Source organism: Mesorhizobium sp. CA7, from assembly GCF_020165015.1.
Lineage (GTDB): Bacteria > Pseudomonadota > Alphaproteobacteria > Rhizobiales > Rhizobiaceae > Mesorhizobium.
Map to the genome: position 1 here is coordinate 26,399 of NZ_JAIUHH010000007.1, position 24,647 is coordinate 51,045.

The window sequence follows — 24,647 nt, forward strand, 5'->3', positions numbered from 1 at the left end:
CAGAGACCAAACAGGAGACGAGCATGAGCGCCAAGAACACCATCACCGTCGATGTTGTGTCCGATGTCGTCTGCCCCTGGTGCTTCATCGGCCAGAAGCGGCTGGACAAGGCCATCGCTTCTGCAAGCGACATCGACGTGCGCGTGCGCTGGCGGCCATTCCAGCTCGATCCGACCATCCCGCCAGCCGGCATGGATCGCCGCCAATACATGCTCGGCAAGTTCGGCAGCGAGGAGCGTATCCATCAGATCCACGCGCGCATCGAGCCGCTCGGCGAAGCCGAGGGCATCAGCTTTGCCTTTGGCGCCATCAAGGTCGCGCCGAACACCCTCGACGCGCACCGCGTCATCCGCTGGGCGGGCGCAGCCGGCGAAGACGTGCAGAACCGGCTGGTGCGCCGCCTCTTCCAGCTGAATTTCGAGGAAGGCGTGAACATCGGCGACCATGCCGTGTTGGTTACGGCCGCCGGCGAGGCCGGCATGGATGCGTCGGTGGTCGAGACGCTGCTGCCGACCGACGCCGATGTTGAGGCCGTCCGCAACGAGATCGCCACCGCTTCGCGCATGGGCATCACCGGCGTGCCCTGCTTCCTGCTCGAAGGCAAATATGCCGTGATGGGCGCGCAGGATGCCGACACGCTTGCCGACGCCATCCGCCAGGTGGCCCAGGCCAAGGCGCGCGGCGAGCTCGAAACCGCGAACTGAATGTTCCGTCAGCGCGATCCGTAGCCGCCGACCTGACCGCCGCGCGCTTTCCTGAAAATTGTCCTCCTGTTTTCGCGGTCGCTTTGGCTTTGCTCAGGAAGAAGCTGTTGCCTTAGCCAAGCTTGGTCAGCTCGCCGCAACAGCCCTGATCGCCGGAAGGCCATGTCCGTTTCGGCAGCGGCGAGATCGTCTTCGACAGATACGACGCTGCCAGCAAGACCATTTCCGGCCATTTCAGCGCCTCCGGAAAGGACGAATCGGGTAAACCCTGAGTAGCTCACGGGCGGCAAATTTTCGGTCATTCCGGTCACCGCCATTAGCCATCGCGGCCTGCGGACACTTCTTTTTCATTCACAAACCCGTGTTTTCCACTTCCCTTAGGGAAGGTTGCCGCCGGCTGGCAAAAACAGCTCTAGCAAACTGAAATACAAGATGAAATCGCCGCGAGTAGCGATCATCCGGCGCAGCCTTTCTGTTGCCCTGATGCCACGGCGAGTAACCCTGTTCACATTCCCTGGCAGAAAATTAATGGAAAATGATCAATTGGTGTTACCCTGTGTAACAAAACTAAGAAAGGTTTGGGCGGGATCGTGACTGGGGTCGGTAGACCGCAACGAACAGTACCGGAGCAAACATCCAACGAGGCGAAGACCTCGTCGCTGACGCCGGTATCGTCGATGCGCACATTCTGGGGGCTGATGCGAGCCTACTGGTTCTCCGACCGGTGGAAGGAAGCCTGGACCCTCACATTCGTCATCGCGCTGCTGACGGCGTTGTCCAGCAAGGCTGGCGTCTGGTTCGCCTTGGCACTGGGCGAGTTGGGCAATTCGATCGCCTTCCTCCACGACGCCGCCAACACCCACCCGTTGCAGACCATTCTGACCAATGCCGGCATATTGGTGCTGCTGGTCGTGCTGAAGGATGCCGGCTTCACCGGCGTGCGCAATCTCGTTTCAACGACCTTGCACCGCAAATGGCGGGGCTGGCTGAACAGCCAGTTCAACCAGGCGCTGCTCGACGGCAACCATACCCATTTTCATGCGCAGCACGGCTCGGCGGCCGGCGGCATCGTCGCTCCGGACAACATCGACCAGCGCATCCAGGAATCCATCAAGGACATGACCGGCGGCGCCATCGGGCTTGCCATGGGCGTGCTGGGTGTCGCGACTTCGCTCTATTTCATCGGCGAAAACCTGATCGGGTCCTCGGTCGAGGTCAAGGGCCTGGAATTCCTCGGCGGCTACGGCACCGCGGTGCTGGCTTTCCTCGCCGTCGCCATCTACGTGCCGCTGAACACCTGGATCGCCGTCAAGCTCGGGCGGCTGCTCGAGCGGCTCAACGTGCGCATGCAGCAGGCCGAGGGCAGCTACCGCAGCGAACTGACGACATTCCTGCGCCGCAGCTTCCACGTCGCCGCCTCACATGGCGAGGGCGTGCAAAAGTCGATGCATGACAGGCTCTATGTCGACATCGACAAGACGTGGGGGCGACTCAATATCGTCAACACCAGCTACACGTCGTTCGAGCTGATCTACAATTTCGTCGGCGCCCGAATCGTTGCCTACGCCCCGGGCCTCGTGTCGTTCATCCACAACCGTCTCGACTACAAAGGCTACATCACCGGCTCCGAAATGGTCGCCCAGTTGATCAGCCAGTGCTCGTGGTTCATCCATGTGATGCCGGCGATCGCGACGCTCAGGGCCAACAGCCAGCGCGTCACCGAGCTCGCCGACGCCATCGAGGACGTTCAGCACCCGCGCGAATTCTATCAGCAGACCGGCCGCTCCGACTTCGGCTACGCCACCCAGAACCCGGTGTTCGGCCTGACCATCCAGAAGCTGGAGCTGGCGCATCAGGGCGAGGACGCGACGCCTTTCCTCAGCGCCGCCAATCTGCGCTTCCGCCGCGGCGAATGGACCTTCCTCAAGGGCGAATCCGGCTGCGGCAAGACTTCGCTGATCAAGGCTATCAACGGCCTGTGGCCATATGGCCGCGGCACCATCGTCTTCCCGGAGGGCGTGACGAGCTTCTACGCCGCTCAGGAGGTAAAGCTGCAGCAGGTCTCGCTGAAGCAGCTCGTCTGCCTGCCGGGTTCAGAGAGCGATCACAGCGACACGCAGGTTGCCGCGGCCCTGCACAAGGCCGGCCTCGGCGACTTCATCGGGCAGCTGGCCGACGAGAGCCGCGAGGGCAAGATCTGGGACCAGGTGCTTTCGGGCGGCCAGAAGCAGAAGCTGGTGGTCGCGCGCATCATCCTGCAGCAGCCGGGACTTCTGTTCCTCGACGAAGCGACCGGCGCGCTTGATCCCGAAGGTAAGATCGCCTTCCACCAGGCGATCAAGGACAATTGCCCGAACGTCACCGTGATCAGCGTCATGCACGAGGCGGTGGCGCCGCGCTCGCTGTCCGGTGAGGAGTTCTACCACAGCGTGGTTTCGATTGCCGACGGCGTGGCCACCAAGAAGCCGCTTGCGCCCAGCCTGCCGCGCGAGCTCACCACCATTCTCGCCCAGCCTCGGCCGGTCGAGGAAAAGTGGCTGCGCTTCCGCCGGCTGAAGCAGAAATAGCAGTCCTACCAAGCCCTTGACCGGCGACCGTAGTCCCGCTTGGTCTGTCTTCGATCACAGTCTCGCGATCCGGCCTGCCCGCGTCCCTTTTCGGCGCCCTTCGCGATTGACTCGGCAAAAACCGCTCCTATGTTGCGCCCGCTCGCCAAATTCAAACTCGAACCCCGCGAGCAGAAAGGTCAACCCGCCATGCCTGGCGACAGTCACAGTCGAACGCAACCGCCGTCCGCCCTGACGTGACCCGACGGCTCACGTCCTGCCGGACGGCAAGGAGTGAGCCATGAACGAATTCGCCCCCGTATTGGACGACGAAGCAATCGCCGTCGCCCGTGTTCTTGCCAACGATCACGTCGCCGACGTCGTTGAAGCCCTCAACCATGAATCCCGCGAGACGGCGATCGAGCTGCTCTGCGCCGTGCCGTTCGAGCGGCTGGTTGAGATTTTCGACCAGCCTGAGCTCGAAGCAGCACCCGAGCTTGCCGAGGCCCTGCCGCGCCTGAAGGCGAGCAAGCTCCTGACTGCCATGTCGGTCGACCGCGCCGCCGACATCCTGCGCGAGCTGGACGAGCCGGCCCGCTCGGAGCTGCTCGGCGCCTTGGCGCCGCCGCTGCGCGCGACGCTGCTGTCCATCCTGGGATATCCGGAAGGCAGCGCCGCCTCGATCATGACGACGGAATTCGTCAGCGTGCCTTCCGACTGGACCGTTGGGCGCACGCTCGACTACATCCGCAAGGTCGAGCGCAGCCGTGAAACCATCTACGCCATCTACATCGTCGACCCGGAGACGCATCTTTTACTGCGGGCGACCGGATTGCGCCGGCTGATCACCGGCAATCCGGAGGATTCGATCCTGTCGGTGGCGCCCGATCGCATGCCGGTGACGGTGACGCCGCTCACCGATCGCGAGACCCTGGCGCAGACAATCTCCAAATACGACCTGCTCGCCTTGCCTGTCGTCGACCACGGCAAGCTCCTCGGCATCGTCACCATCGACGATATCATCGACACAATGATCGAGGAGACGACCGAGGATGTGCACCGCTTCGGCGGCATGGAGGCGCTGGACGAGCCCTATATGAAGATGAGCTTCCTCGCCATAATCCAGAAGCGCGCCGGCTGGCTCTGCGCGCTGTTCCTTAGCGAGATGCTGACGGCCAACGCCATGCAGAGCTACGAAGGCGAGCTGGAGAAGGCGATCGTGCTGACGCTGTTCATCCCGCTGATCATGAGCTCCGGCGGCAACTCCGGCTCGCAGGCGACCTCGCTCGTCATCCGCGCGCTGGCGCTGCGCGAGATCGGGCTGTGCGACTGGTGGCGGGTGGCCTTGCGCGAGCTGCCGACCGGCCTTGTGCTCGGCTCGATCCTCGGCATCGTCGGCATCTGCCGCATCGCGCTCTGGCAGTATTTCGGCTTCTACGACTACGGCCCGCACTGGATGCTGATCGCGGCGACGGTAGGAGCGGCGCTCGTCGGCATCGTCACCTTCGGCTCGCTGTCGGGATCGATGCTGCCCTTCGCGCTGAAGCGCATCGGCTTCGACCCGGCAAGCGCTTCGGCGCCGTTCGTCGCCACGCTGGTCGATGTCACCGGGCTGGTCATCTACTTCTCGGTGGCGCTGATGATCCTGCGCGGCACGCTTCTGTAGAAGCATCTTGACGGCCACCGGCATCGCCGGCGGCCGTCGCATCCCACGATCCGGTCAGACCCGTTCGCCGTTCTTCACGCGATAGGTCGGCTTGTACATCGTCACCAGCTCCTCGGCCGCGGTCGGATGCACGGCCATGGTGCGGTCGAAGTCCTCCTTGGTCAGGCCAGCCTTCAGCGGAATTCCGAGAAGCTGCGCCATCTCGCCGGCATCGGGGCCCAGAATATGGGCGCCGATCACCTTCCTGGATGCGCCGTCGACCACCAGCTTGATCAGCATCTTCTCGTCGCGGCCGGACAGCGTGTGGCGCATCGGACGGAAGGATGCGCGGTAGATCTCGACATCCGCATAGCGCTCGATTGCGTCGTCTTCCGACAGGCCGACAGTGCCGATTTCCGGCTGCGAGAATACAGCCGTCGGAATGGTGTCGTGGTCCGGCGCTGTCGGGTTGTCCTTGAAGGCCGTCTCGACGAAGCACATCGCCTCGTGGATCGCCACTGGCGTGAGTTGCACGCGATGCGTGACATCGCCGATCGCCCAGATGTTATCGACATTGGTGCGCGAATATTTGTCCACGACGATCGCGCCCGTCTTGCCGAGTTCGACGCCGACGCCTTCCAGGCCCATATTCTCGGTATTGGGGATACGCCCGATCGCCAGCATCACCTGGTCGACCGTCAGCGTTTGGCCGGAAGACAGCAGCACGTCCAGCTTGCCCTCCGGTGTCTTGCGCACCGATTCCGAAACCGCATGGCAAAGAATCCTGATGCCTTTCCTCTCCATTGTCTCGTGCAGCGAGCGGCGCAGATCCATGTCGAAGCGGCTCAGAATCTCCTGGCCGCGATAGACCAGCGTGGTGTCGACGCCCAGACCGTGGAAGATGTTGGCGAATTCGACGGCGATGTAGCCGCCGCCCTCGATCATGATCGCCTTCGGCAGCTCCTTGAGATCGAAGGCCTCGTTGGAGAAGATGCAATATTCATGGCCTGGCAGCGCCGGATGTGGCGCCGGACGCCCGCCTGTGGCGATCAGGATCTGGTCGGCGCTGACCGTGCGGTCCTCGGCAACCAGATAGATGCTGTGCGTGTCGACGAGCACTGCGCGTGAATGAAAGGTCTCGCCGCCGGAGCCTTCGACATTCTTCTTGTAGATCGCTTCGAGCCGCGCGATCTCCTTGTCCTTGTTGGCGACCAGCGTCGACCAGTCGAAGCTCGCCTCGGGCACCGTCCAGCCATAGCCGGCGGCGTCGGCGAAATGCTCGGGAAATTGCGAAGCAAAGACGTAGAGCTTCTTCGGCACGCAGCCGCGAATGACGCAGGTGCCGCCGAAGCGGTATTCCTCAGCGATGGCCACGCGCTTGCCGAGAGCCGCCGCCACCCGGGCCGCCCTTACCCCGCCGGAGCCGCCGCCGATGACGAACAGATCATAGTCATAAGCGGCCATCGCTTGGGCTCCTGCGAATGAGAAAGACAGGGCTCAGAGGTAGGCTGCCAAGCGGCAAAAGAAAAGCCCGGGCAAACCCGGGCTTTGTGGTCCAGCCGCTGTCGGCGGATTGACAGCGATCAGTTCTGCGAATCGTCAGCCGGAGCCGAATTGTCCGCCGGAGCGGAACCATCGGCGGGCGCGGTGGCGGCCGGCGCCGGCGCTGCCGGCGCCTTGGCCTTGGCGGCGGCCGCAAGCGTCTCGCCGACCTGCTGGGCGAGATCGCGGGCAACGCCATTTTGCCAGATATCGGCAGCCTTGACGAGGTCGCGCGTCACCGCGGGCCCGCTATCCAGCAGCTTCTTGCCGGCCTCCGAGCTGTAGAAGGCGGCGATATCGTTGAGGTCCTTCTCGGAGAACACCTTGGCATAGGCCATTGCCGCCTCCTTTTCCAGGTCGGCGCGCCGCGAGGCCATGCCAAGCGCCTTCTCGGTCACGGTCTTGCCGATCAGTTCCTGCATGTCGGGGTTTTTCTGGATGAGCTGCGACTCCAGCGCGCCGGCCGCCTGCGGCAGGATGTTGTCGAACGAGTCCGTGGCATGGATCGCCGCGACAGCCGCGCGCGCGGCCTTCAGATGCGATTCGCTGATGTCCTGAGCAAACACCGGCGACGACAGCGCAAGGACGGCCGAGGCCGCCAGAAGCGTCGAAAAGCGGCGAACTCGTTTAGGCAAAATCATAGTCGGTAGAACTCCCTGGTTTCAGGCTGCATGGACGGTTTCGATACCGTCGCCGCCGGCGATGATGGCCGTTGACGCCAGCCCGATAAATAGACCGTGCTCGACAACGCCTGGAACGGCGAAGAGAGCATTCGACAGCGCTCTTGTATCCGGAATGCGGCCAAAAGATGCATCGAGGATAAAGTGGCCGCCGTCTGTAACAAATGGCTGGCTTCCCGTCATCCTCAATGTAACCGGGCCGGAAAGGCCTAGCCCTGCCGCGGCGGCGCGTACCGCGATCTCGGTGGCGCGCAGGCCGAATTTGTTGACCTCGATCGGCAGCGGGAACCGGCCGAGGGTTTCGACCATCTTGGATTTGTCGGCAATCACGATCATCCGCCCGGACGCCGCCGCGACGATCTTCTCGCGCAGCAGCGCGCCGCCGCCGCCCTTGATCAGGGTCAGCTCCGGGTCGACCTCGTCGGCGCCGTCGACGGTGAGGTCGAGCTCGGGCGTTTCTTCCAGTGTAGACAGCGGCACGCCGAGCTCGCGGCAGAGCGCTGCTGTGCGCTCGGAGGTTGGCACGCCGATGACCTTGAGGCCGGTCGCAACCTTCTCGGCCAGCAGCCGCACGAATTCTTCCGCCGTGGTGCCGGTGCCGATGCCGAGCCGCATGCCGCTGCCGACATGGGCGAGCGCTGCCCGCGCGGCCTCGACCTTCAACTGCCTTGCATCCATGGGGAGCCCCGATTTCGCCGGTTTCGCGCGCCTCCTAGCATTTTTGCCTGTCCCGTCAAAGGCTCGCCCTCAAAGGCTCTGTGGACCGATCGAGGCTTCTTGCTTGAACTTGGGCCAGCCTGTATCGGCTGCGGCAACGCAATTGCCGCAGGACCCACCCATGACCCGCCCGATCATCGTCTTCGACCTGGATGGAACGCTGATCGACACCGCGCCCGACCTGCTCGACAGCCTCAACCACAGCCTCGCGGCGAGCGACCTCGCAGCTGTCAACGAAGCCGGCTTCAGACGCTTCGTCGGCCATGGCGGCCGCGTGATGATCGAACGCGCGCATGCCGCGCAGAACAAGGCGCTGATGGCGGAAGAGCACGACCGGCTGCTGAAGCTGTTCCTCGACCATTACACGTTGAACATTCCCGGCAAGTCGCGCCCCTACCCCGGTGTCGTCGCCGCACTCGACCGTTTCCAGGCCGCCGGCTATCTGATGGCGGTCTGCACCAACAAATACGAAGCCAATTCCGCGACGCTGATCGACGCGCTGGGCTTGTCGAACTACTTTGCCGCGATCTGCGGCCAGGACACTTTCGCCTTCCGCAAACCCGATCCGCGCCATCTCACCGAGACGATCCGGCTGGCGGGCGGCGATGCGGAGAACGCCTTGATGATCGGCGATTCGCAGACCGACATCGACACCGCCAAGGCAGCTGGCATTCCGGTGGTCGCGGTCGATTTTGGCTACACCGACCGCCATGTGCGCGAATTCGAGCCAACTCTGGTGATCTCGCATTTCGACACGCTGACGCCGCAACTGGCCGAGCGGTTGATCGCGGCGGCACGCTGAGCGCGCTCGGATTGGGACGGTTGAGAAACCGGAAACCGATCCGCGCGATAAGCTTGGCACATCGCCTTGACTTCGCGCGCTCGCCTACCTTATATCGCGGCTCGCTTCGGCCTTCGGGCCTAAGGCGGGCGATTAGCTCAGCGGGAGAGCACACCCTTCACACGGGTGGGGTCGCAGGTTCAATCCCTGCATCGCCCACCATTTCCCTTGATTTTCCACAGTTCTTATGACGACCTCCGCGCAAATGCGCGTAGGGAATGGAGCTTATGCGGCTCGAATTGGGCACAGTCGGTTTCGGGGGATGCCGCCCGGTGCCGTCCGAGCGCATCAAGAGGAGATTGCGGGGAAACGTCAGCGACATGGGGGATATCGCTATCTCGCGCCGTGAATTCGTACCTGGCCTCGAAGGAGCTCGCGGCGTCGCCGCGCTGATGGTCGCGCTCTTTCATTGCGGTCAGGCGACATATTATGATGCGACGCGGCAAGCGGTCTCTTTGGTGCAGGGCTCGTATCGAAGCCAGAGCTACCTTGATGCGGCTTTCCGCATCGCCGGGAACGGCCACGGCGCCGTCGTATTTTTCTTTGTCCTGAGCGGCTTCGTTCTCATGATGATGCTCAGTCGGCAGACGGATGACCTCAAGGCCAGCGCCGGCCCATTTTTCATAGGACGCGTCCTGCGCATCTACCCTGCCATCTTTTCAACCATCGCGATCTTCGTCGGACTGTTTCTGCTGACCGGCATGTCGCTTGGGCCGGCCGAGGTCTATACGACCAGGAATGTGATGGCCAATGCGCTGTTGCTACGTACCGACATCAACGGCGTGATGTGGTCGCTCCAAACCGAAATGATCGCGGCCCCATTGATTTTTTTGCTCTATTGGTCCTGGCGGCGATGGGGCGCTGTCGCTCTGGTTCTGCCCGCCCTCATCTTGCTCGGCCTGTCATTCAGCGGGCAGTGGTCTGGAACGCCCGGAAAGGGCGTTTCGTTGGGAAACCTCTACTCCTTCGTGTCCGGAATGATCGCTTGTGCCTATGGAAGGAAGATAGTCGCTCGCCTTCCTCGTCCGGCCCTGTCGCTCGCCCTCGCGGTCGCCGGGTTCGCACTCTCGCGCCCCTTGCTTGGATGGTGGTCCAACTGGTCCGTGATTTTCGAGACGGCTTTCGCGGGTTTTATCTCGGCGTTGATCGCCTATGGCGTTCCGTTGCGGAAAGGTCGTCTGATGGCTGTGGCCAGGTATTTCGGCCGCGTCTCTTTCAGCTTCTACTTGTTGCACCCATTGGCGCTGATCGCTCTTTGGAACATGCCTGAGCTACTCGCAAAGGCCGTCAATGCAGGAGTTTCTCCCATCACACTGGCACTCGCCTCGTTTGCCTTTTCGGTCCTCGTCATCACTCCGCTGGCTCACATGCAGCATACGGCAGTCGAACGTCCAGGCGTTCGATTGGGCCACGCAATGGCATGGCGCCTCCGCTCGAAGCTTCAGCCCGCCGCCGTCCAGCGTGGGTGAACACAGAAGGTCTCAGATTCAATCCACGCACCGTCTATTCGACCTGCTTGGATGGCCCGACAACCGGATTCTAGATCAGCCCTCTGCGCACATTCATATGCGTCACCGCTGTCACCAGAACGGCGCCGGTCATGAAATAGAGCGTGGCGATGATGTGGCCTTGATGGAAATGCAGCCCGGCAAACAGCAGGGCCGTGACCACGGCAAGGAAGGCGATGACGCGGGAGAATGCATCGGGCATGGGGCGACCTTGTGCAATGTGTTGAGTGGCCGCCCTCATTCAGCCGCTCGCTCCATAAATCGGTTTTCGATTTTTCGCAATCGGCTTTGAGGCCGGACTGATCGGCGCCTGCCGCGCGGCGGCGTTCCGGTGGTCCTAAACCAGATCCACTTCCACCCACAGTCCGCCCGGCCCGCGTGCCGCATCGCGGGGGGCGCTGCGCACCGCCTGGATCGAACCGGACGGCGCGGCAAAGGCCGGCTTGCCGTTCTTGTCCGCCAGCCACGGATCATCGGCGCGGATGACGCGGCCCTTGGCCTTCGTCTCGAGCGCGGTCAGGATGCCGTCATAGGGCATCTCGCCCCAGTGCACTTTCAGCGCATCGACCTTGTTGGTCGGGATGAAGGCCGACAGATCAGAGCTCGTCAGCAGATCGAAACCCTGTTTCTGCGGCGTGGCGTTCTGGCTGCCGTGATGCGCGACCTTGAGATAGACGGTGCGCGCCAGAAGATCGGCCGGTGTGACGGTGCCCTGCCCGACCGGCCATTTCAGGTCCTTCCAGCTTAGCCAATTGCCGATCTGGGCGTCGCCGGGGAACAGCAACACCCGGCCGCTGTCGATGAATTCGAAGGCGAGCACCAGGCTGGTGTTGTTGACGCCGCGATCGAGCTGCATGGCGAGATCGGCAGCGATGCCCATCCAGTCGGCGTCGATGCGCCGCCAGGACTGGTCGCGGTCTTCCATGGATGCCGCGGCCGAAACCGGTCCGGAATAATGCTTGCGCACATAGGTTGCGATGTCGATGGCCGGGTCGCTGCCCTTGTCGCCGGTGAGCGCCGCGGAAAGCGGCGTGCCGACATTGCGCTCGAACGGACTGAGCTCGTCGACGTAACCGGCATCGGCCGCCTCGTTGATCTTGAGGCCGCTGGCCAGCGCCCGCGCGTACGGGCCGCCGCTGGCCAGCGGGAACATCTCGCTCGCCTTTTCCTCCAGCCGAAGGGCCGCCTTGTCGCGTGGCGGGCCGAGCACATAGACGCGCAGGTTGGGCAATGCGTCGATCGTCACCGGTGGCCCGCCGGGCTCGAAATAGGTCGGTGACGGCTTCTGCGAAAGCTCGGCGGCAGCGTCGCGGGCCGAGCGCACCCGCTCACCGGCCGCGCCGAACTGGAAGCCGAGCACCGATTGCAGCCCGTCGCGGACACCGGCCATGTAGGAACTGAGCCCCTGCATTGCGTCGAGCTTCTGACCCACGCCTTGCAGCGCGGCGATCGCCTGGCCCTTGAACTTGTCGAGCTCCGCGGCCTCGGTATCCGCCGGATTCTCGGTCCACGCCATCCAGACGTCGCCAACGACAAAATCCTTGAAAAGGTCCTTGGCGGTCAGGAAGCCGGAGACATGATCCCAGTGTTCGTGCGTGACGACGAGGATGTCGATCTTGCCGCTGGTCTCTTTCTTGAGGTCGGCTACAATGTCGGCGACCAGCGCCGGGCCGCCGGTGATCGAAGCATGGATACCGCAATCGATGAGCATACGGAAAAGCTTTCCATCCGCCTTCTTGAAAGTAAGCAGATGGCAATCGCCGATCCCTTGGCAATAATGCCGCACGGTAACGCCCGATGCCGGCACTATTGCTGCGGCCGTTTTTGTCGGCCTAGTCCGCGTCGCCGGCTTTCTAGACATGGTCGTCGTCTCCGTCGCTGGCATGCAGCAAGGCAAAGGGCTCCGACACTTCGCCGCCGAAATAGAGCGCTCGCAGCGGCGACAGATAATTGGCCGCCATCGTCCCGGCCTGACGCTTCTGCCGGTCCGTGCTGCCGGTGTTCTTGATGATGGAGTAGCGGATCTCCTCGAACCCCTCGCGCGGGTCGATGATGATCGTGGCGCCGCCGCGGAACCAGAAGAAGCCATCGCCCTTGGCCATGCCTTGCGGCATCGCCGTGCCGTCCAGCGCAACCGGAATGCGCTGCTGGATGACCGCCACCACCTCGACGCGGAAGGAGCCATCCGGCTCGACGCGGCGCGTCGGGCGCACGCTGTAGATGTCGAAGGTCGTCTCGCCTTTCTTGGGCGCATGCATGACCGTGCCGTCCTCATTGTAGCGCGGCAGGTCGGGCAGCAGGCCGAACTGCTTGTAGAGATCCGGATCGGAGGCGAAGGCCTTGTGCATCGCCTTCCACAGCGCATAGCGGTTCTTGTCGTTAAGCGCGAAGATCTCGGCCCGCTTCAATTTCTGGTTCCAGCCGAGATCGATCTTGCTGAGCAGACCCTTCAGCCAGGCAGGCGACGGATCTTCCGGCGCGCTCCAGGCCAGCGTCTCCTCCGAGATGGTGCGAACGTCGCGCGGCAACAGCTTCCATTTGCGGAACGATTCCAGGAAGGCCAGGCGATAGTGGAGCGGATCGTCCGGGTAAGCGTCGCGATCGGCAGTTATCAGGGCGCGCAGATATTCGCCAAAGGTGATGTCGACGGAAGGGCAATAATCGAGAGCGCGGATGCACATGGTCAGCATCTGCCTCGCGGTCTTGGCGACCTCGTCGGTCAGGCGCTCGACCAGGCTCGGATGCAAGGTTCCCGCCGGCAGGATGCCGGAGCCGCCAGTGGCAAGCTGGATCAGGTCGTCCGTCCGCCGGTCGGCGATGGCCAGAAAAGCTTGGTAGACAGCGAAAACCAGGATCGAGCCTCGGTCATGCGCCTCGAAGGTTTTGTCGTAGTCGAGCTCGGCCATGCCGGCGCCGCCATATTCGCGCAACGGCCCGGCCCGCCCGCTGCCTTCGCCGAACTGCTTGGCGATACCGGAAAGCAGCGAGGCGGCCGATAATTCGCCCCTCGCCTTGCCGATTTCGAAGCCGACCAGTTCCTTCAGCGTGAAGTGCTGGAACAGCGCGACGATATCGGCAAAGGCCTCGTGGAAGGCCGGGACATCCGGGTTGGATGCTTCCTGGAAGCGGCGGTGCAGCCCGTCGAGCAAAGCGTGCGACATCTCATGCGCGACGATGTCGCTGGACAGGCACGAGAACACCGTCGTTCCGGGCGTGGTGACGTCGCCCTGATTGCTGGTCGCCGGGAAATAGCCGAACAGCAGCGCCTTCTTTTCCGGGCTGTAATAGGCATTCTCGGCACGCAACGCATGCGGATAGATGCGCAGGCGCGGCACGTAATGCGCCTTCACAGTCATGTCGCCGGCCCGGCCGGGAGCCTCGGCGTAGTGCGGCGCCCACAACGCTCGCCGGCCGAGAGCGCGCTCGAAATGGCCGACCGTGGTCATGGCCACCGCGTAGACCATCTGCTGGTGGAATTTCGGATTGCCCTCCGAAGGCGGCAGGCCGTCCTGCGCCAGCAGCACCTTGTCGTTGAGGTCGACCGGATCGTAGACGGTCGGACGCGGGGTCGACATCGACCACCTCGAGATATTCGCCGATCGGACCGGGCAGCAACGGCCTGTCGGTCGCAGGCTCGTCGTCCCACGGCACCGAAAGCGTCGCCTGGTAGACCGAAACCGAATCCAGCCGTTTCGCCACCGAAGGATCGAGCGCGTAGATGCGCAGGCGCCGTTGCGGCGGCGGCAGCGGCCGCGGCTTGCGCCTGATGGCCGGTGCCGGGCCCATGACTGGCGCCGGAACCGCTACGCTGGCGCCTGGCCGGCCCAGCCATCCCTCCAGAAAGGCCTTCAACGGCTTCGACGGATTGCCCTGGTCGAGCGCCGCCTCCAGGTAGCGGTTGCGCGCCGCGGCCGAAACCTTGTCCGGATCGCCATCCGGGTCGGCAATCGCCTGGTCGACTGCCGCCGTGGTTTGCGCCATCTGCATCAGTTCCAGCGCGAACATCGTTCGCTGCCGAAGCGTCGCCGGTGGTGGCGCCGCCAACGAATTCCCTCCGGTCAAAAGGTCCAGCCAGCTCCACGTATAGGTGGCGCGAGCGAGCTTGGTCAGGCTGTTCGCTGCCGGCGGCGGGAAGCCCAGCGCATCGAAGGCCCGCAAAACGCCCTGCCCGATCTTCTCCCTCGTCTCCGCCGCATTCATCTTGGCCGTCGATTTCAGGGCTTTCGCGAACAAGGCCTTGCGTACGGCTTCGACACGCATCCAGGGCTGAGGATATTTCTTCACCACGTCCCAATGCTCTGCGAGCCAGAGAGCGGCCGCGGCCGCGACCTGCGGGGTCGCGGCGGAGGTGCCACTGCCGTCCATGTCGACCACCTTGCGACAATCGATCTCGGCCCAGGGCACATTCGGCGTGTAGGCGCCGAGCGCCGTATCCATCTTCGAAGGCGGCCCGTAATTGCCCTGCATGGTGCCGAAGGAGAGCCCGGCATAGGCGCGCCCGTCGCCCATCACGCCGCAGGCCGCAAGCACCCGATTGTAGCGCGCGGGATAGACGATGCTGCGCGGCGTGATGGTGAAATTGTTGCCGGCCGCCGTGACCATGACCACACCGTGGTCGTAGGCAAGGTTGACGGCGTCGACCAGCGCCTGCGAGGCGAGGCCGCCCATGCTCATCGACAACACTTGCGCGCCCTGCTTGCGTGCATAGTCGATGCCTTGCACCATGGTGCCGGTGGTCAGCCGCACCACCCAGTCGGCGATGCGCACCGGCAGGATTTTCGTCAGTGGCGCACCGCCGACGAAATCGTTGAAGCCCGGCCAGTGCGGCGAGGAGCCGTCGAGCTTGTTGCCGGCAAGCAGGCTGAGCGTGCCGGTGCCATGGCCGCGATTGCTGGTCAGCGTGCCGGCCGGAGCGTGGTCGGTCGCGTTGTTCGGACCCGTCCCGTCGTCGACGAAATTGCGCTGCTGCGCTGTAAGAAGCGCGGCGGGAATGGTCTGATGGCCTGGATCGAAACCGGTATCGAGATGGGCGATGGTGATGTTGGCCTGCTTGGCGCCCACCTTCTCGCGCGCCGCCGCGAACTGGCTGAAGTCCGGCGCGGCATTCCAGGCGACGCGCCCCGCGACCACCGCCTGTCCGCCCTGCGGGTCCTGGTCGTCGAATGCACAGACCGGAGCTGCGCTTGCCGCCATGCCGCGATCGCCGCCGCTGTCCTTATAATCCCACTGCTGCACGATATCGGGCTCGATTGCGAGCACCTCGGTGCCCGCGGCCGCCAGCGCCGGGTTCCGGGCGACAAGATCGTGGGCATGGTCCCAGGGGTTGTCCGTATCGGCGGCGTCCGTGGCCAACCGCAACCAGGTGGCGCCGCGATCCCGGGCCGCGGCCGTGCCGGCGCTTGCGTCGGCAGGCAGAGAGAGGATCGGCGAGGCTTCGATGCCGCCAATCCGGGGCGGGCCGCCTCGGACCGAGAGCCCCGCGCCGTCGCCGCGAACCTTTACAAGGAGTCCCTTCGCGGCTGCCATGGCCTGCCCCTCCCCAAAATGAACCATGAGGCCGACCGTCACCTGTAGTCAAGACAAGGTTCCAGCCATACTTCGGTTGATCTATTTGCCGACTACGCAATCGTGCCGGTTGCAAAGCAAAGACCATACACTTCTAAAATAACCATCGGTCCGCCCGATGCGTATATCTGTGAGCGCCTTCACATACGCCGAACAGGGCTTGCGCTCAGATGTTGTAACGGCGGCATCGACGGCCCGAGCTGACTATGGCGTCCGAAGCTGCTGCCGGACTGCGATATGGATGCGGTTCTCGAGGAGAAATTTCGATCACCTAGCCATTTTCAGGTTTGCTGTCTGCGCGCATGGGCACCTCCCACCCAAGCGCGCGGATGGCGTTTCCAAGATCGGCCCGCAACCGCCAGTGCGCCCGGTCTCCTTACAGTTTGCCGGCTTATCCAATTTCGGCGTGTGACGCGTGACCTGGAACGGCTGTCCGCCACCTGCCGATTTCGGTCAGCCAACACAGAAGGAGACGACGCTTTGATCGAGCACGCACTTATCCTACAATTTCCGTCTAACGAGAGGCGGAATCGTATCATGGCTACAAATGGCGCGGACGACAGGAACCTGCCGCGCCTGGCGCGCATCGACCCGCGCCACTTCGATCTGTTGTTCGGCGGCTGCAAGCTTGAGCGCTATGCCGCCGGCCAGCATTTATTCGTCCAGGAGGACGCTTCCGACCGCATCTACGGCGTGATGAGCGGAACCGTCGAGATTTCGATCTATTCGCCCGGTGGGCAAAAGCTGGTGGCCAATATCGAGCTGTCGCGCAGCCTCGTGGGCGAGATCGGAGCCCTGGATGGGCGCCCGCGCACGGCGACCGCCATCTGCCTTACGGCATGCGAGCTGGTTTCTCTAAGCCGAACACAACTCTTCGACCGCATTGAGAAAAACCCGTCTCTGGCCCGCGCGATGATCGAATTGCTGTGCACGCGGCTGCGCTGGGTCAGCGGCGAGCTGGGCGACCAGGCCTTTTTCGGTATCGAGGCCAGGCTGGCAAAGCGGCTGGTGTTCCTGAGCGGCGTGATGGCAGACGCCGCCGGCTGGATTCCGATTTCGCAGTCGGAGCTCGGCGAATTCCTCGGCGCTACGCGCGAATCCGTCAACAAGACGCTGAACGACTGGCGCAGCCGGCACATGATCGCCATCAAGCGCGGTGGCCTGCGCATCACCAACGCCGCCGCGCTGAACCAGATCGCCGAATCGCAGGACGACGACTGAGCAGGCTCGACGCCTTCGCCGTAGCCCGCGCGGCGCCTTCGCCATTGCTCCGCCGATTCGTCGCTTTCGAGAAACGACGAACTGCTTTCAGCGCACCCGGTCAGAGCCGCGAGATCAGATAGCGCAGCGCCGACCGGCTCGGCATGAAGAAATAGCCGCCGCCTTTCGTGGTGACGAACTGCGGCACATCCTTGAGCACCGTGACCTTTTCCCAGGATGGGATCGAGAACCGGCCGCCGCCGCCCCGCGCGCCGATCGTCGGATCGGTCTCGCCGACAAGACCCTGGAACGAGTTCGACGAGACCCAGGTTTGCTGGATGAATTCGTACTGACGCTCGATATCGGCATTGAGGCACATGAACAGGAGGCCCTTCTCGGTCTTCCCGCCCTTGCCCTTCTTCTCATAGGTGCGGCCGACGCGCAGGATGCGGTGGCGCTTGCCGATCCTGATCTGCGTCTCGCGGTCCTCGCCAAGCGAATCGCGCGGGTTGGACCGGCGTATGTGGGAGCCGAGCGGACAGGCATGCCCCTGCGGATCCTCGGCGCCCAGCGCGAAATCATTGTCGATGCCACGGCCCGGGCGTCCGTTCGGATTGCGCACCAGCGAACTGCCGTCCTGCCAGCGACCGAGCATCTTTGCCGCCACCCAATGCGGTGTGATGGCGGCGTCGCCAGTCTCGTATGCTGCCTGCGTCGCGGCCTTCCTGCAATAATCGTCGAACAGTTCGACATGCTGCTCGAATTGGCGCAGGACGAGGAAGGTGCCGTTGCGGCCGAAATCGCGCGGCGGAGGCGGCTGCCCCGGTATCTGACGGTTGCGCCGCACCTGCGACAGGATGCCGGTTCGGTCCAGCGCCGCGTCCACCGACGGCGAAGCCGGGTAGAAGCCGTGCTCGTCGCGGTAGCCGAACAGGAACTCGCCCGGTGCCAGCAAATGCATCGGCGCGGCTCCCTTGGCGGCGCGCGACGTGCCCCGAACGATCGGTTGCGAGATGCCGTCGACGAAGCCGAAATGCTCGACGGCCCGCTTGCCGTCGCGCCGAACCGTCAGCGGCAGTTCGGCGGCCACGGACATCCCCGCGCCTTTCGTCTTTCGCTTCATGACCGCGATCTCCGCCTTCAAAGCGGCCGGCGTCCCGGCATAACAGACGATGACGACGTCGGCGGGATTAGCGGGCGATCCCCACTGCCATTTGTCGGGAGCGTCGGGGCCGGTATCGTTGAGGATGCGGCTGCGCTCGGGCGTTCCCATGCCCTGGCGAAAAGCCACGGGAAACGTGTCCAGCGGCTCGTCGTCGACGCCGCCCTCGAGCCCCAGCCGGCGCAGTCCGTTGGGGCCGAACGCCACGGTCATGGCGCGGCCGGCAGGCACGCCGTCGCCGAAACTGGTTTTTTCGGTCACGAAGTCGAGCCACGCCTTGCGCTTCGCTGCCGGCAAACCGTCCGGCACCCCGATCGCAAGCATGTGCGCATGGCCGAGCGCACCGAACGGACCGAAGAAGATCGACTGGATTTCTCCGGATTCCAGTTCTTCGAGCGGCGCGGACGGCGGTTCAGGCAGGCTGGTCGCGTCCGCCGGCCGTGCTTGCGGGCGCGGCAGCGAACCGAACAGGCTCAGCCAGTCGCGCGCCTCGTTGCCGGTGGCCGATGCGATGCCGCGCCTGATCCTGGAGTTGATGCGAATGCGCGGTGTGTTGAGATGCGGATAGGCGCTGTACCAGAACAGCGTCGGCACCTGCTGGCGCCGCGCCCAGCGCTTGAAACGATCGCCGTCGCGCGCGCCGTCCAGGAACAGCCAGCGCGTGCGCGGATAGCCTTCGGTGTTGCTCCACACGCCGGTCAGGCCGGCCGAAGCCTTGGCGATGAAATCCTCCAGATAACTCTCCCAGCTGCCACCGTAATTGGAGAAGAACACCAGCCTGTCGGTGCCGGGCAGCAGCACCCAGCGGGCGAAATGAATGGTGTTGATGGTGGCGAGGAAGCCCGGCCTGAACACTTTCTGCGCCGATATCGAGATCAGGTAGAAAGCGAGCCTTAGCGCCAGCCGCCGCAAGATCCCCGGCTTCATCGTCGAGATCGCCGTCAGATTGTTCTGCGCGCAGTGGTCCTCATTGGCGAGGATCTTTTCCAGCGCGCCGATGTCGACCGGCGTGTTCGCCGGCCGGTCCTTGTCTTCGAGCCGCCGCAACGCCAGGAAGCAAAGGCCCACGAACAGAGCCAGAATAGCCAGCAGACCGAGCACCGTCAGCAGAAGCGCGGCGCCGGCGATAGCGATATTGGCGAAGGTGACGCCATGCGGGTTCCCGAACACGAGCACATAAGTCATGCGCCAAAAGGCGAGAACGACGATCGCGACGGTGGCGAACATCGCCGGCGTCAAAAGCGTCGTTGTCAGCGCGCGCGACCAGTGGCCGGGCGGCCTTTCCAGCGGGCTTTCGGCTGGCTCGAACGCCCAACCGAATTGCCCGAGGCAGCGGACATGCCGGCGCGCTTCGGCCAGCACATCCATCGCGTTGCCGGCGCCCACGCGCGGCTTTTCGACGATCTCGCGCACGCTGTCGGCCAGCCGCGCCTCGGCAAGGATGCGGCGTACGGAATGGCCGGGCGTGCCGGAAAAAACCAGCCCTGCCGCGCTGCCGAAGGAGGGCGATATCTTGATTTGGTTCTTCTTCAGGAAGTCCTCCAGCGAACCGCCATCGGGCAGGCCGCAGACCTCCCTGAAGATCGGCCGCAGCCGGTGCCCGATCGATTGCGCAATGGCGGCAATGACGTCGTCGGTGCTGCCGTCGCCGGAGATTTCGAACACCAGCGCGCCGGTCTCGACCCCCGTCTTTTTGTCCCTGCCTGTGGGAGCGACGGCCAAGCTGGTGAAATGTATGGTGGCGACCTTGTCGAGTGCGGCGCTGATCTCGCCAATCGCGGGATTGCCTAGGTCGGCGACCTTGTCGCGCACCGCATCGAGCGGCGTGGGGCGGGTGATCGGGCAGACAACCGTCACCATCGACTGCTCGGCGGTGCGGCAAAGCGGCGGGCGCTCGAAATCGACCTTGAGGCTTGCCGGATAGGCGCCGACATTGACCATCTTGCCGGCCCTGCCCCGCGCGCGGGCGAGCTTCGGTTTGCCGAACAGCGCGCGGATGCATTCGCCGATCTGGATGCGGGCGATCTCGGCGCCGATGCACAGATGGATGCCGTAACCGAAGACCATGTAGTCGCGATGCGGGCGCGACGTATCGAACTCGTTCGGCCGCTGCACGATCTCCGGATCGAACATTGCTGAAAGCGTCGCCGGCATGACCACCGTTCCGGCTTTGACCAAGCGCTCGCGGCGCGTGCCCTTGCCGATGACCGCGTCACGCCTGGTATAGCGCCACGGCCCGATCCAGATCGGCTTGAACCGCATGGCTTCCATGATCGCCCGGTCGAGCTTGTCGGTGTCGCCGGCCGCGATGGCCTCATCCACGGCCTGCCGTGCATCGGATCGCGACAGGATCACATCCAGGCAATTGCTGCCGGCAAGCACGTTCGTCGGCACAAAGCCCGCGACCATGCCGAGCATGATGGAATGAATGTCGGGCAAGGACAGGCGCCCTTGGTCCATCAGCGCGACGAGGCGGGCAAGCGGCCGGTCGTCCTTGTCCGCTCTTTCCCTGACCGACGCGATCGATCGGTTTATGACCTTGATCAGCCGATCGCCTCCGACCACGGCAAGCTGGCGCGTGGTGGGACTTGCCGTCGGATCGGAAAAGAACAGCGCGCTGAGCGCGATCGACCAGTCGGCGAACTCGGTTTCGTCGTCGATCTCAAGGCCGAAATAATCGCGGCAGATGCGAACCGGCACGATCTTCATCAATCCGGCGATGGCATCGAAGCCGGGGCTGGCGCGGGTCATGATGTCGTGCGAATGGCGCTCGGCGATCGGCCTGACGGCGGCTTCGACCTCCGCCGGCGGGAACGCGCTCAGCACCGCCGATTTCATCTGCCGGTATGCGGCGCCGTCCTGCATGCCGAGAATGAAATTCGAGCCCCGGGCGAGTTCGGCCATTTCCGGCCCGTAGGGCGTTTCGAACTCGTCGCCCCGCTCCAATATGTCGCGGACATCCGCGCCCTTGGTGACGAGCAGGAAATTGCCGAAGCCGAGATTCGGCCAGAAACGGCGCAGCAGCGCCAGCAGCCAGCGCGGATCGCTGAGAAGAAAACCTGCGATGCGGGAAGCAAAGCCGCTCTTGGAACGCAGCCGGTTGATGTCGAACGGTGGCATTTCGGCGAGCGGACGCTGGCTCTTCTGAGCGGCGCGGACGGCGGCGAAGTACTTCAAAGTGATCATCGCGTTCAAGCCCCCCGGCTATCCACGTCAATGCGATGCCGGCATTGTCTGGCCTAGGTTTGCATCGGTCCGGCGTATGTGAATTCGTTCACAGTCATTTGTTGTCGGCCCCGGCGATCATGCGGCAGACTTGGCCTGATCGAAATTGCCGATCAGGAAATTGTTCTTGGCTGGGTCCACGAATGGTATCCAGCGTATCCTCTGCTCGGAAAAATCGGGGTGCCTGGTCATGAAAATCGCGAGTTCATGCGCCGCCTCGTCGCGCCGACCGCTTCTCATCAGGGCGCCTATCTTCAGGAATCTTGCGTAGAAGTAACCTGGCGACAGGTTGAGCGAGCGCTCGGCGGTGGCGATCGCGGCCTGCCAGTCCTCGACGAAGCAATAGGCCGCGGCCAGTTCCCCCAGATTGTGGAAGCGATAGAGGTCGAACGGGCTCAATCGGTCAGTGTCGAGGAAGAAGGGGATCGCGCTGGTCGCATCGCCAAGCAAAAGGTGTGCGCTGCCCATGGCCGAGCGGGCGAAGGCGAAGCTCGGATTGATGTGGATCGCTTCGGCAAGATGCTCGGCCGCCAATGCCGGCTGGCCGCGCATGATGTCGGCTGCGCCGAGATAGGCATGCGGACGCGCATCGAGGCTGTCCATCAGCAGCGCCTTGCGCGCAAGCGTCTCGACTTTCTCCAGATCGTCGCTGTCGCCGAAGCGCAGCCATGCCCTCCAGAAATACCACCATGCGAGTTCGTTGAGCACGGCGCTCGAATTCGGATCTTCCTGGTAGGCCTTGTCGAAGAAGTCGAGCGCGATTTCGGTATCGCGACGTGTCCGCCTGTTCATGTGCCAGCGGCCGCGCCTGACCAGTTGCCAGGTCTCGAGGCTTTCCCACGGCACCTGGAACGTGCGCGCCTGTTCGGCGCGGTCGACCTCCTTGTCGAGTATGGAAACGATCTCGCTGCCGATCTGGTCGCGCAGGCTGAAGATATCGACGAGATCGCGGTCGAAACGTTGCGACCAGACCAGGCGCCCGTTCGAGGTATCGGTGAGCGACGCATTAAGGCGGATCTGCCTGTTGGAGCGCGCCAACGTGCCGCTGACGATGTAGCGGGCACCCAGCGCGTTGCCGATGAGCCTTGTGCCGAGGCTGTCGTCCCGAAACTGGAAACTCGAGCCCTTGGCGATGACCGAAAGCCAGCGCGTGTTGGAAAGACCGTAGATGATGTCCTCGGCGATACCGTCGGCCATGTAGCCGACATCGGGTTCGCTTCCGTTGCCCTGGAACGGCAGCACGGCGATTGCCGGCGGGCCCTTGGCGATCGGCCTGGAATGACTGAGCGTGGCGGGAATGGAAGCGAAGGAAGCCGTCGCGGCAGGGCCGTTGCCGCCGCGACCGGCGATTAGGACCCGCACCGGCAGGGCGATGTTCTTCAGGCTGAACTCGCCGAGATCGGTGAATACGGCCGCCGTCTTGTCCTTCACGTGATGCCACGTCGTCGCCGAGATGGCGACGCCGTCATGCGGCGCGAATTCCTGAAGCCTGGCCGCGATATTCACGTCGTCGCCATAGAGACGGCCCTCGCGGACGATGACATCGCCGGTGTTGATCCCGGCGCGAAAAGGCATGCGCATGTCCTCGGCGACAGCGGCATTCAGCGCCACGATCCGGGCCTGGAAATCGAAGGCTGCCCGCAAGGCTTCGATTGGATTGCCGAATTCGGCCATGATGCTGTCGCCGGCATCGCCGAACGTGCGCCCGCCAAATGCTCCGCAACTGTCGGCGATGATGTCGCGCCTTTCCTCGAAGGCGGCAACAGCCAACTCGTCGTCGATGCCCATAAGCCTCGAGAATCCTACGGCGTCGATTGAAATGATTGTCGCAAGCTGACGGGTATAATTCCGTTCAGCCATGATTGAGCCCCCAGTCCCGCTGCAGTCCAGAACGGGCGACCTGCGCTCAAAGAAACGCGTCACCGGCTGCCGACGGAAATCCTCGGCAGGCCCGGCGCACTGTTGCCACCCTCTTATGACCAGAATTCTATCAGGGTCTTGCCGAAAGCTCTACCACGAACAGCTAATATGGCGAATTCACCCTCCGGCGCATGGTTAGTGGTTCATTACGTCAGGAGACACATCCAAAGTTCGACCTTACCAGTTGAAATTATTACATTTTCTCTGCTACGCAATATTGGCCGGCTCCTGCGGCCGCATCGAGGAATGCGCCGCAAAAGTCGGTTATTGCGGCGCTGCGGAACCAACCTGCCTGCGCGCGAGTTTCTGACGGCACTGACGCCGACGAGATTTGAGGGCTCTCATGCGCACTGTTGTTTCAGCAACCGGTATCGCTTTCCTGCTTATCAGTGGACAAGCCTTTGCGGCGGACGACCAGCCACTGCCGTCGCAAAATGCCAAGAAGCTCTCGGAGATCGTCGCCAAGGTCGAGCACCGCACAGACTTCCGCTATGTGAAGGAGGTCGAATGGGATAGCGACGGCTACACCATCACTTACTACACGACGGACAAGGCCAAGGTCCAAATCACCTACGATCCCGTGACCGGCGAACCCAAATAGGCCGCGTCCGCCTGCGGCCATTCCGCCAGACCTACTAGGGGCAAATGGACCCCTGCCCGATCCCCGGCATCTGCGCGTTAGAGCGTTATCCCGACAAGTGGGAACCGGTTTTCAGAGAAGATCGTCTCCAACAAGAGTTAGATCGGATGGCGATTCAACGAAACGTCATCCTGACCTAGCGCCTGAACGCTCCTGTGCCGCGTTCCGGCGCGATGGACCCCTTGCATCGTCACAACTTTGGTGGCTGACTGCCCGCCGTGATTGCGGGCACGGGGGTGCATGGCAATGATTGGCTACGTCCTGAAGCGCATCCTGATGGTGCTTGTCGGCTATCTGGTCGCGGTGCTTGTCGGGTTGATCGCCGTGGTGGTGATCTACGCGATATTGAGTTCGCTGCCCAATGCTCCGGGTTACTTCGAGCTTATGGCGTTCACGCCGGTCGCCGCACTGGTGGTGCCGCCGCTCGGCATGTTCATCTACTTTCTGACGATCATCCTGACGGGTATGCAGACGCTGGTCTTTGCAATGATCGCCGAGTTCTTTTCGCTGCGGAGCTTCTGGCTGCATATGCTGTTCGGCGCCGCTGCCGCGGCAGCCGGTTTCATGCTGATCTGGCCGGACGCCGCCAATGATCCGGAACGCTGGGCCGACATGGGCATCATCGCCGGCGGCGGCCTCGTAGCCGGCCTGATCTATTGGCTGATCGCCGGGCGAAACGCCGGATTGCGCCGGCCGTTGATCAAAGCAATTTCGGGAAAAGTGTGAAGCGGTCAGGGCTCGGCGGCTTCGCG

General features: G+C 63.5%; 17 protein-coding genes and 1 tRNA gene. 9 read left to right on the forward strand and 9 right to left on the reverse strand.

Annotated features, from left to right (window positions below):
- Positions 1–23: 23 nt before the first annotated feature.
- Positions 24–704, forward strand: a complete 681-nt coding sequence (locus LB552_RS15250; RefSeq protein ID WP_140843327.1) for a DsbA family oxidoreductase — start codon at positions 24–26, stop codon at positions 702–704.
- Between the two features lie 8 nt (positions 705–712).
- Here LB552_RS15250 and LB552_RS15255 read toward each other — a convergent pair whose 3' ends face one another.
- Positions 713–1,006: a hypothetical protein gene (locus LB552_RS15255; RefSeq protein WP_224607794.1), complete on the reverse strand. Its 294-nt coding sequence runs from the start codon at positions 1,004–1,006 to the stop codon at positions 713–715.
- Positions 1,007–1,381: 375 nt separating this feature from the next.
- Between LB552_RS15255 and LB552_RS15260 the strand changes: the two genes are divergently transcribed.
- Entirely contained in the window at positions 1,382–3,271 is a 1,890-nt protein-coding gene (locus LB552_RS15260) for an ABC transporter ATP-binding protein/permease (protein WP_224607797.1), read from the forward strand.
- A 280-nt stretch (positions 3,272–3,551) separates the two neighbouring features.
- The gene (gene mgtE / locus LB552_RS15265; RefSeq protein ID WP_224607800.1) at positions 3,552–4,916 is read left to right on the forward strand and encodes a magnesium transporter; all 1,365 of its coding nucleotides are present in this window, start codon (positions 3,552–3,554) and stop codon (positions 4,914–4,916) included.
- 54 nt (positions 4,917–4,970) lie between these two features.
- Here mgtE and gor read toward each other — a convergent pair whose 3' ends face one another.
- The 3 genes from gor to rpiA form a co-directional block, all read right to left on the reverse strand.
- Positions 4,971–6,359: a glutathione-disulfide reductase gene (gor, locus tag LB552_RS15270; RefSeq protein WP_224607804.1), complete on the reverse strand. Its 1,389-nt coding sequence runs from the start codon at positions 6,357–6,359 to the stop codon at positions 4,971–4,973.
- Between the two features lie 119 nt (positions 6,360–6,478).
- Complete coding sequence (locus LB552_RS15275) at positions 6,479–7,078, reverse strand: DUF2059 domain-containing protein (RefSeq protein ID WP_095765420.1); 600 nt, start codon at positions 7,076–7,078, stop codon at positions 6,479–6,481.
- A 21-nt stretch (positions 7,079–7,099) separates the two neighbouring features.
- Positions 7,100–7,795 carry a ribose-5-phosphate isomerase RpiA gene (rpiA, locus tag LB552_RS15280; protein WP_224607807.1) on the reverse strand — a complete coding sequence of 232 codons (696 nt, stop codon included), beginning with the start codon at positions 7,793–7,795 and terminating at the stop codon, positions 7,100–7,102.
- A 160-nt stretch (positions 7,796–7,955) separates the two neighbouring features.
- Here rpiA and LB552_RS15285 point away from each other — a divergent pair, with 160 nt between their 5' ends.
- From LB552_RS15285 to LB552_RS15295, 3 genes are all read left to right on the forward strand, one after another.
- Positions 7,956–8,636, forward strand: a complete 681-nt coding sequence (locus LB552_RS15285) for a phosphoglycolate phosphatase (protein ID WP_224607812.1) — start codon at positions 7,956–7,958, stop codon at positions 8,634–8,636.
- 126 nt (positions 8,637–8,762) lie between these two features.
- Positions 8,763–8,837, forward strand: a tRNA-Val gene (locus LB552_RS15290).
- A 158-nt stretch (positions 8,838–8,995) separates the two neighbouring features.
- Entirely contained in the window at positions 8,996–10,144 is a 1,149-nt protein-coding gene (locus LB552_RS15295) for an acyltransferase family protein (RefSeq protein WP_224607813.1), read from the forward strand.
- 70 nt (positions 10,145–10,214) lie between these two features.
- Here the strand turns inward: LB552_RS15295 and LB552_RS15300 are convergent, their stop codons facing one another.
- From LB552_RS15300 to LB552_RS15310, 3 genes are all read right to left on the reverse strand, one after another.
- The gene (locus LB552_RS15300; RefSeq protein ID WP_176476917.1) at positions 10,215–10,385 is read right to left on the reverse strand and encodes a hypothetical protein; all 171 of its coding nucleotides are present in this window, start codon (positions 10,383–10,385) and stop codon (positions 10,215–10,217) included.
- 135 nt (positions 10,386–10,520) lie between these two features.
- Positions 10,521–11,894 (reverse strand): MBL fold metallo-hydrolase, encoded by a 1,374-nt coding sequence (locus tag LB552_RS15305; RefSeq protein WP_224607816.1) that lies wholly within the window; start codon positions 11,892–11,894, stop codon positions 10,521–10,523.
- Positions 11,895–13,345: 1,451 nt separating this feature from the next.
- Positions 13,346–15,709, reverse strand: coding sequence for a S8 family serine peptidase (locus LB552_RS15310; RefSeq protein ID WP_224607818.1), 2,364 nt, complete (start codon positions 15,707–15,709; stop codon positions 13,346–13,348).
- 576 nt (positions 15,710–16,285) lie between these two features.
- Here LB552_RS15310 and LB552_RS15315 point away from each other — a divergent pair.
- A complete protein-coding gene (locus tag LB552_RS15315; RefSeq protein WP_140843458.1) occupies positions 16,286–16,969 on the forward strand; it encodes a Crp/Fnr family transcriptional regulator in 684 nt (227 codons plus the stop codon).
- Between the two features lie 100 nt (positions 16,970–17,069).
- On the opposite strand, the gene LB552_RS15320 is transcribed toward LB552_RS15315, so the two are convergent.
- The gene (locus LB552_RS15320) at positions 17,070–21,296 is read right to left on the reverse strand and encodes a cytochrome P450 (protein ID WP_224607822.1); all 4,227 of its coding nucleotides are present in this window, start codon (positions 21,294–21,296) and stop codon (positions 17,070–17,072) included.
- Positions 21,297–21,413: 117 nt separating this feature from the next.
- A complete protein-coding gene (locus tag LB552_RS15325; RefSeq protein WP_224604815.1) occupies positions 21,414–23,195 on the reverse strand; it encodes an adenylate/guanylate cyclase domain-containing protein in 1,782 nt (593 codons plus the stop codon).
- 403 nt (positions 23,196–23,598) lie between these two features.
- Between LB552_RS15325 and LB552_RS15330 the strand changes: the two genes are divergently transcribed.
- Both LB552_RS15330 and LB552_RS15335 read left to right on the forward strand, forming a co-directional pair.
- The gene (locus LB552_RS15330) at positions 23,599–23,856 is read left to right on the forward strand and encodes a PepSY domain-containing protein (RefSeq protein ID WP_224532248.1); all 258 of its coding nucleotides are present in this window, start codon (positions 23,599–23,601) and stop codon (positions 23,854–23,856) included.
- Between the two features lie 285 nt (positions 23,857–24,141).
- On the forward strand, positions 24,142–24,621 hold the full coding sequence (locus tag LB552_RS15335) for a hypothetical protein (RefSeq protein WP_411966096.1): 480 nt from the start codon (positions 24,142–24,144) through the stop codon (positions 24,619–24,621).
- Positions 24,622–24,647: the final 26 nt, after the last annotated feature.

Coding starts and splice junctions, on each gene's coding strand:
- LB552_RS15285 (WP_224607812.1), top strand. CDS start 7,956: ATGACCCGCCCGATCATCGTCTTCGACCTGGATGGAACGCTGATCGAC.
- LB552_RS15300 (WP_176476917.1), bottom strand. CDS start 10,385: ATGCCCGATGCATTCTCCCGCGTCATCGCCTTCCTTGCCGTGGTCACG.
- LB552_RS15320 (WP_224607822.1), bottom strand. CDS start 21,296: ATGATCACTTTGAAGTACTTCGCCGCCGTCCGCGCCGCTCAGAAGAGC.
- LB552_RS15310 (WP_224607818.1), bottom strand. CDS start 15,709: ATGGCAGCCGCGAAGGGACTCCTTGTAAAGGTTCGCGGCGACGGCGCG.
- LB552_RS15315 (WP_140843458.1), top strand. CDS start 16,286: ATGGCTACAAATGGCGCGGACGACAGGAACCTGCCGCGCCTGGCGCGC.
- gor (WP_224607804.1), bottom strand. CDS start 6,359: ATGGCCGCTTATGACTATGATCTGTTCGTCATCGGCGGCGGCTCCGGC.
- LB552_RS15255 (WP_224607794.1), bottom strand. CDS start 1,006: ATGACCGAAAATTTGCCGCCCGTGAGCTACTCAGGGTTTACCCGATTC.
- LB552_RS15335 (WP_411966096.1), top strand. CDS start 24,142: ATGATTGGCTACGTCCTGAAGCGCATCCTGATGGTGCTTGTCGGCTAT.
- mgtE (WP_224607800.1), top strand. CDS start 3,552: ATGAACGAATTCGCCCCCGTATTGGACGACGAAGCAATCGCCGTCGCC.
- LB552_RS15260 (WP_224607797.1), top strand. CDS start 1,382: ATGCGCACATTCTGGGGGCTGATGCGAGCCTACTGGTTCTCCGACCGG.
- LB552_RS15250 (WP_140843327.1), top strand. CDS start 24: ATGAGCGCCAAGAACACCATCACCGTCGATGTTGTGTCCGATGTCGTC.
- LB552_RS15330 (WP_224532248.1), top strand. CDS start 23,599: ATGCGCACTGTTGTTTCAGCAACCGGTATCGCTTTCCTGCTTATCAGT.
- LB552_RS15325 (WP_224604815.1), bottom strand. CDS start 23,195: ATGGCTGAACGGAATTATACCCGTCAGCTTGCGACAATCATTTCAATC.
- LB552_RS15305 (WP_224607816.1), bottom strand. CDS start 11,894: ATGCTCATCGATTGCGGTATCCATGCTTCGATCACCGGCGGCCCGGCG.
- LB552_RS15275 (WP_095765420.1), bottom strand. CDS start 7,078: ATGATTTTGCCTAAACGAGTTCGCCGCTTTTCGACGCTTCTGGCGGCC.
- LB552_RS15295 (WP_224607813.1), top strand. CDS start 8,996: ATGGGGGATATCGCTATCTCGCGCCGTGAATTCGTACCTGGCCTCGAA.
- rpiA (WP_224607807.1), bottom strand. CDS start 7,795: ATGGATGCAAGGCAGTTGAAGGTCGAGGCCGCGCGGGCAGCGCTCGCC.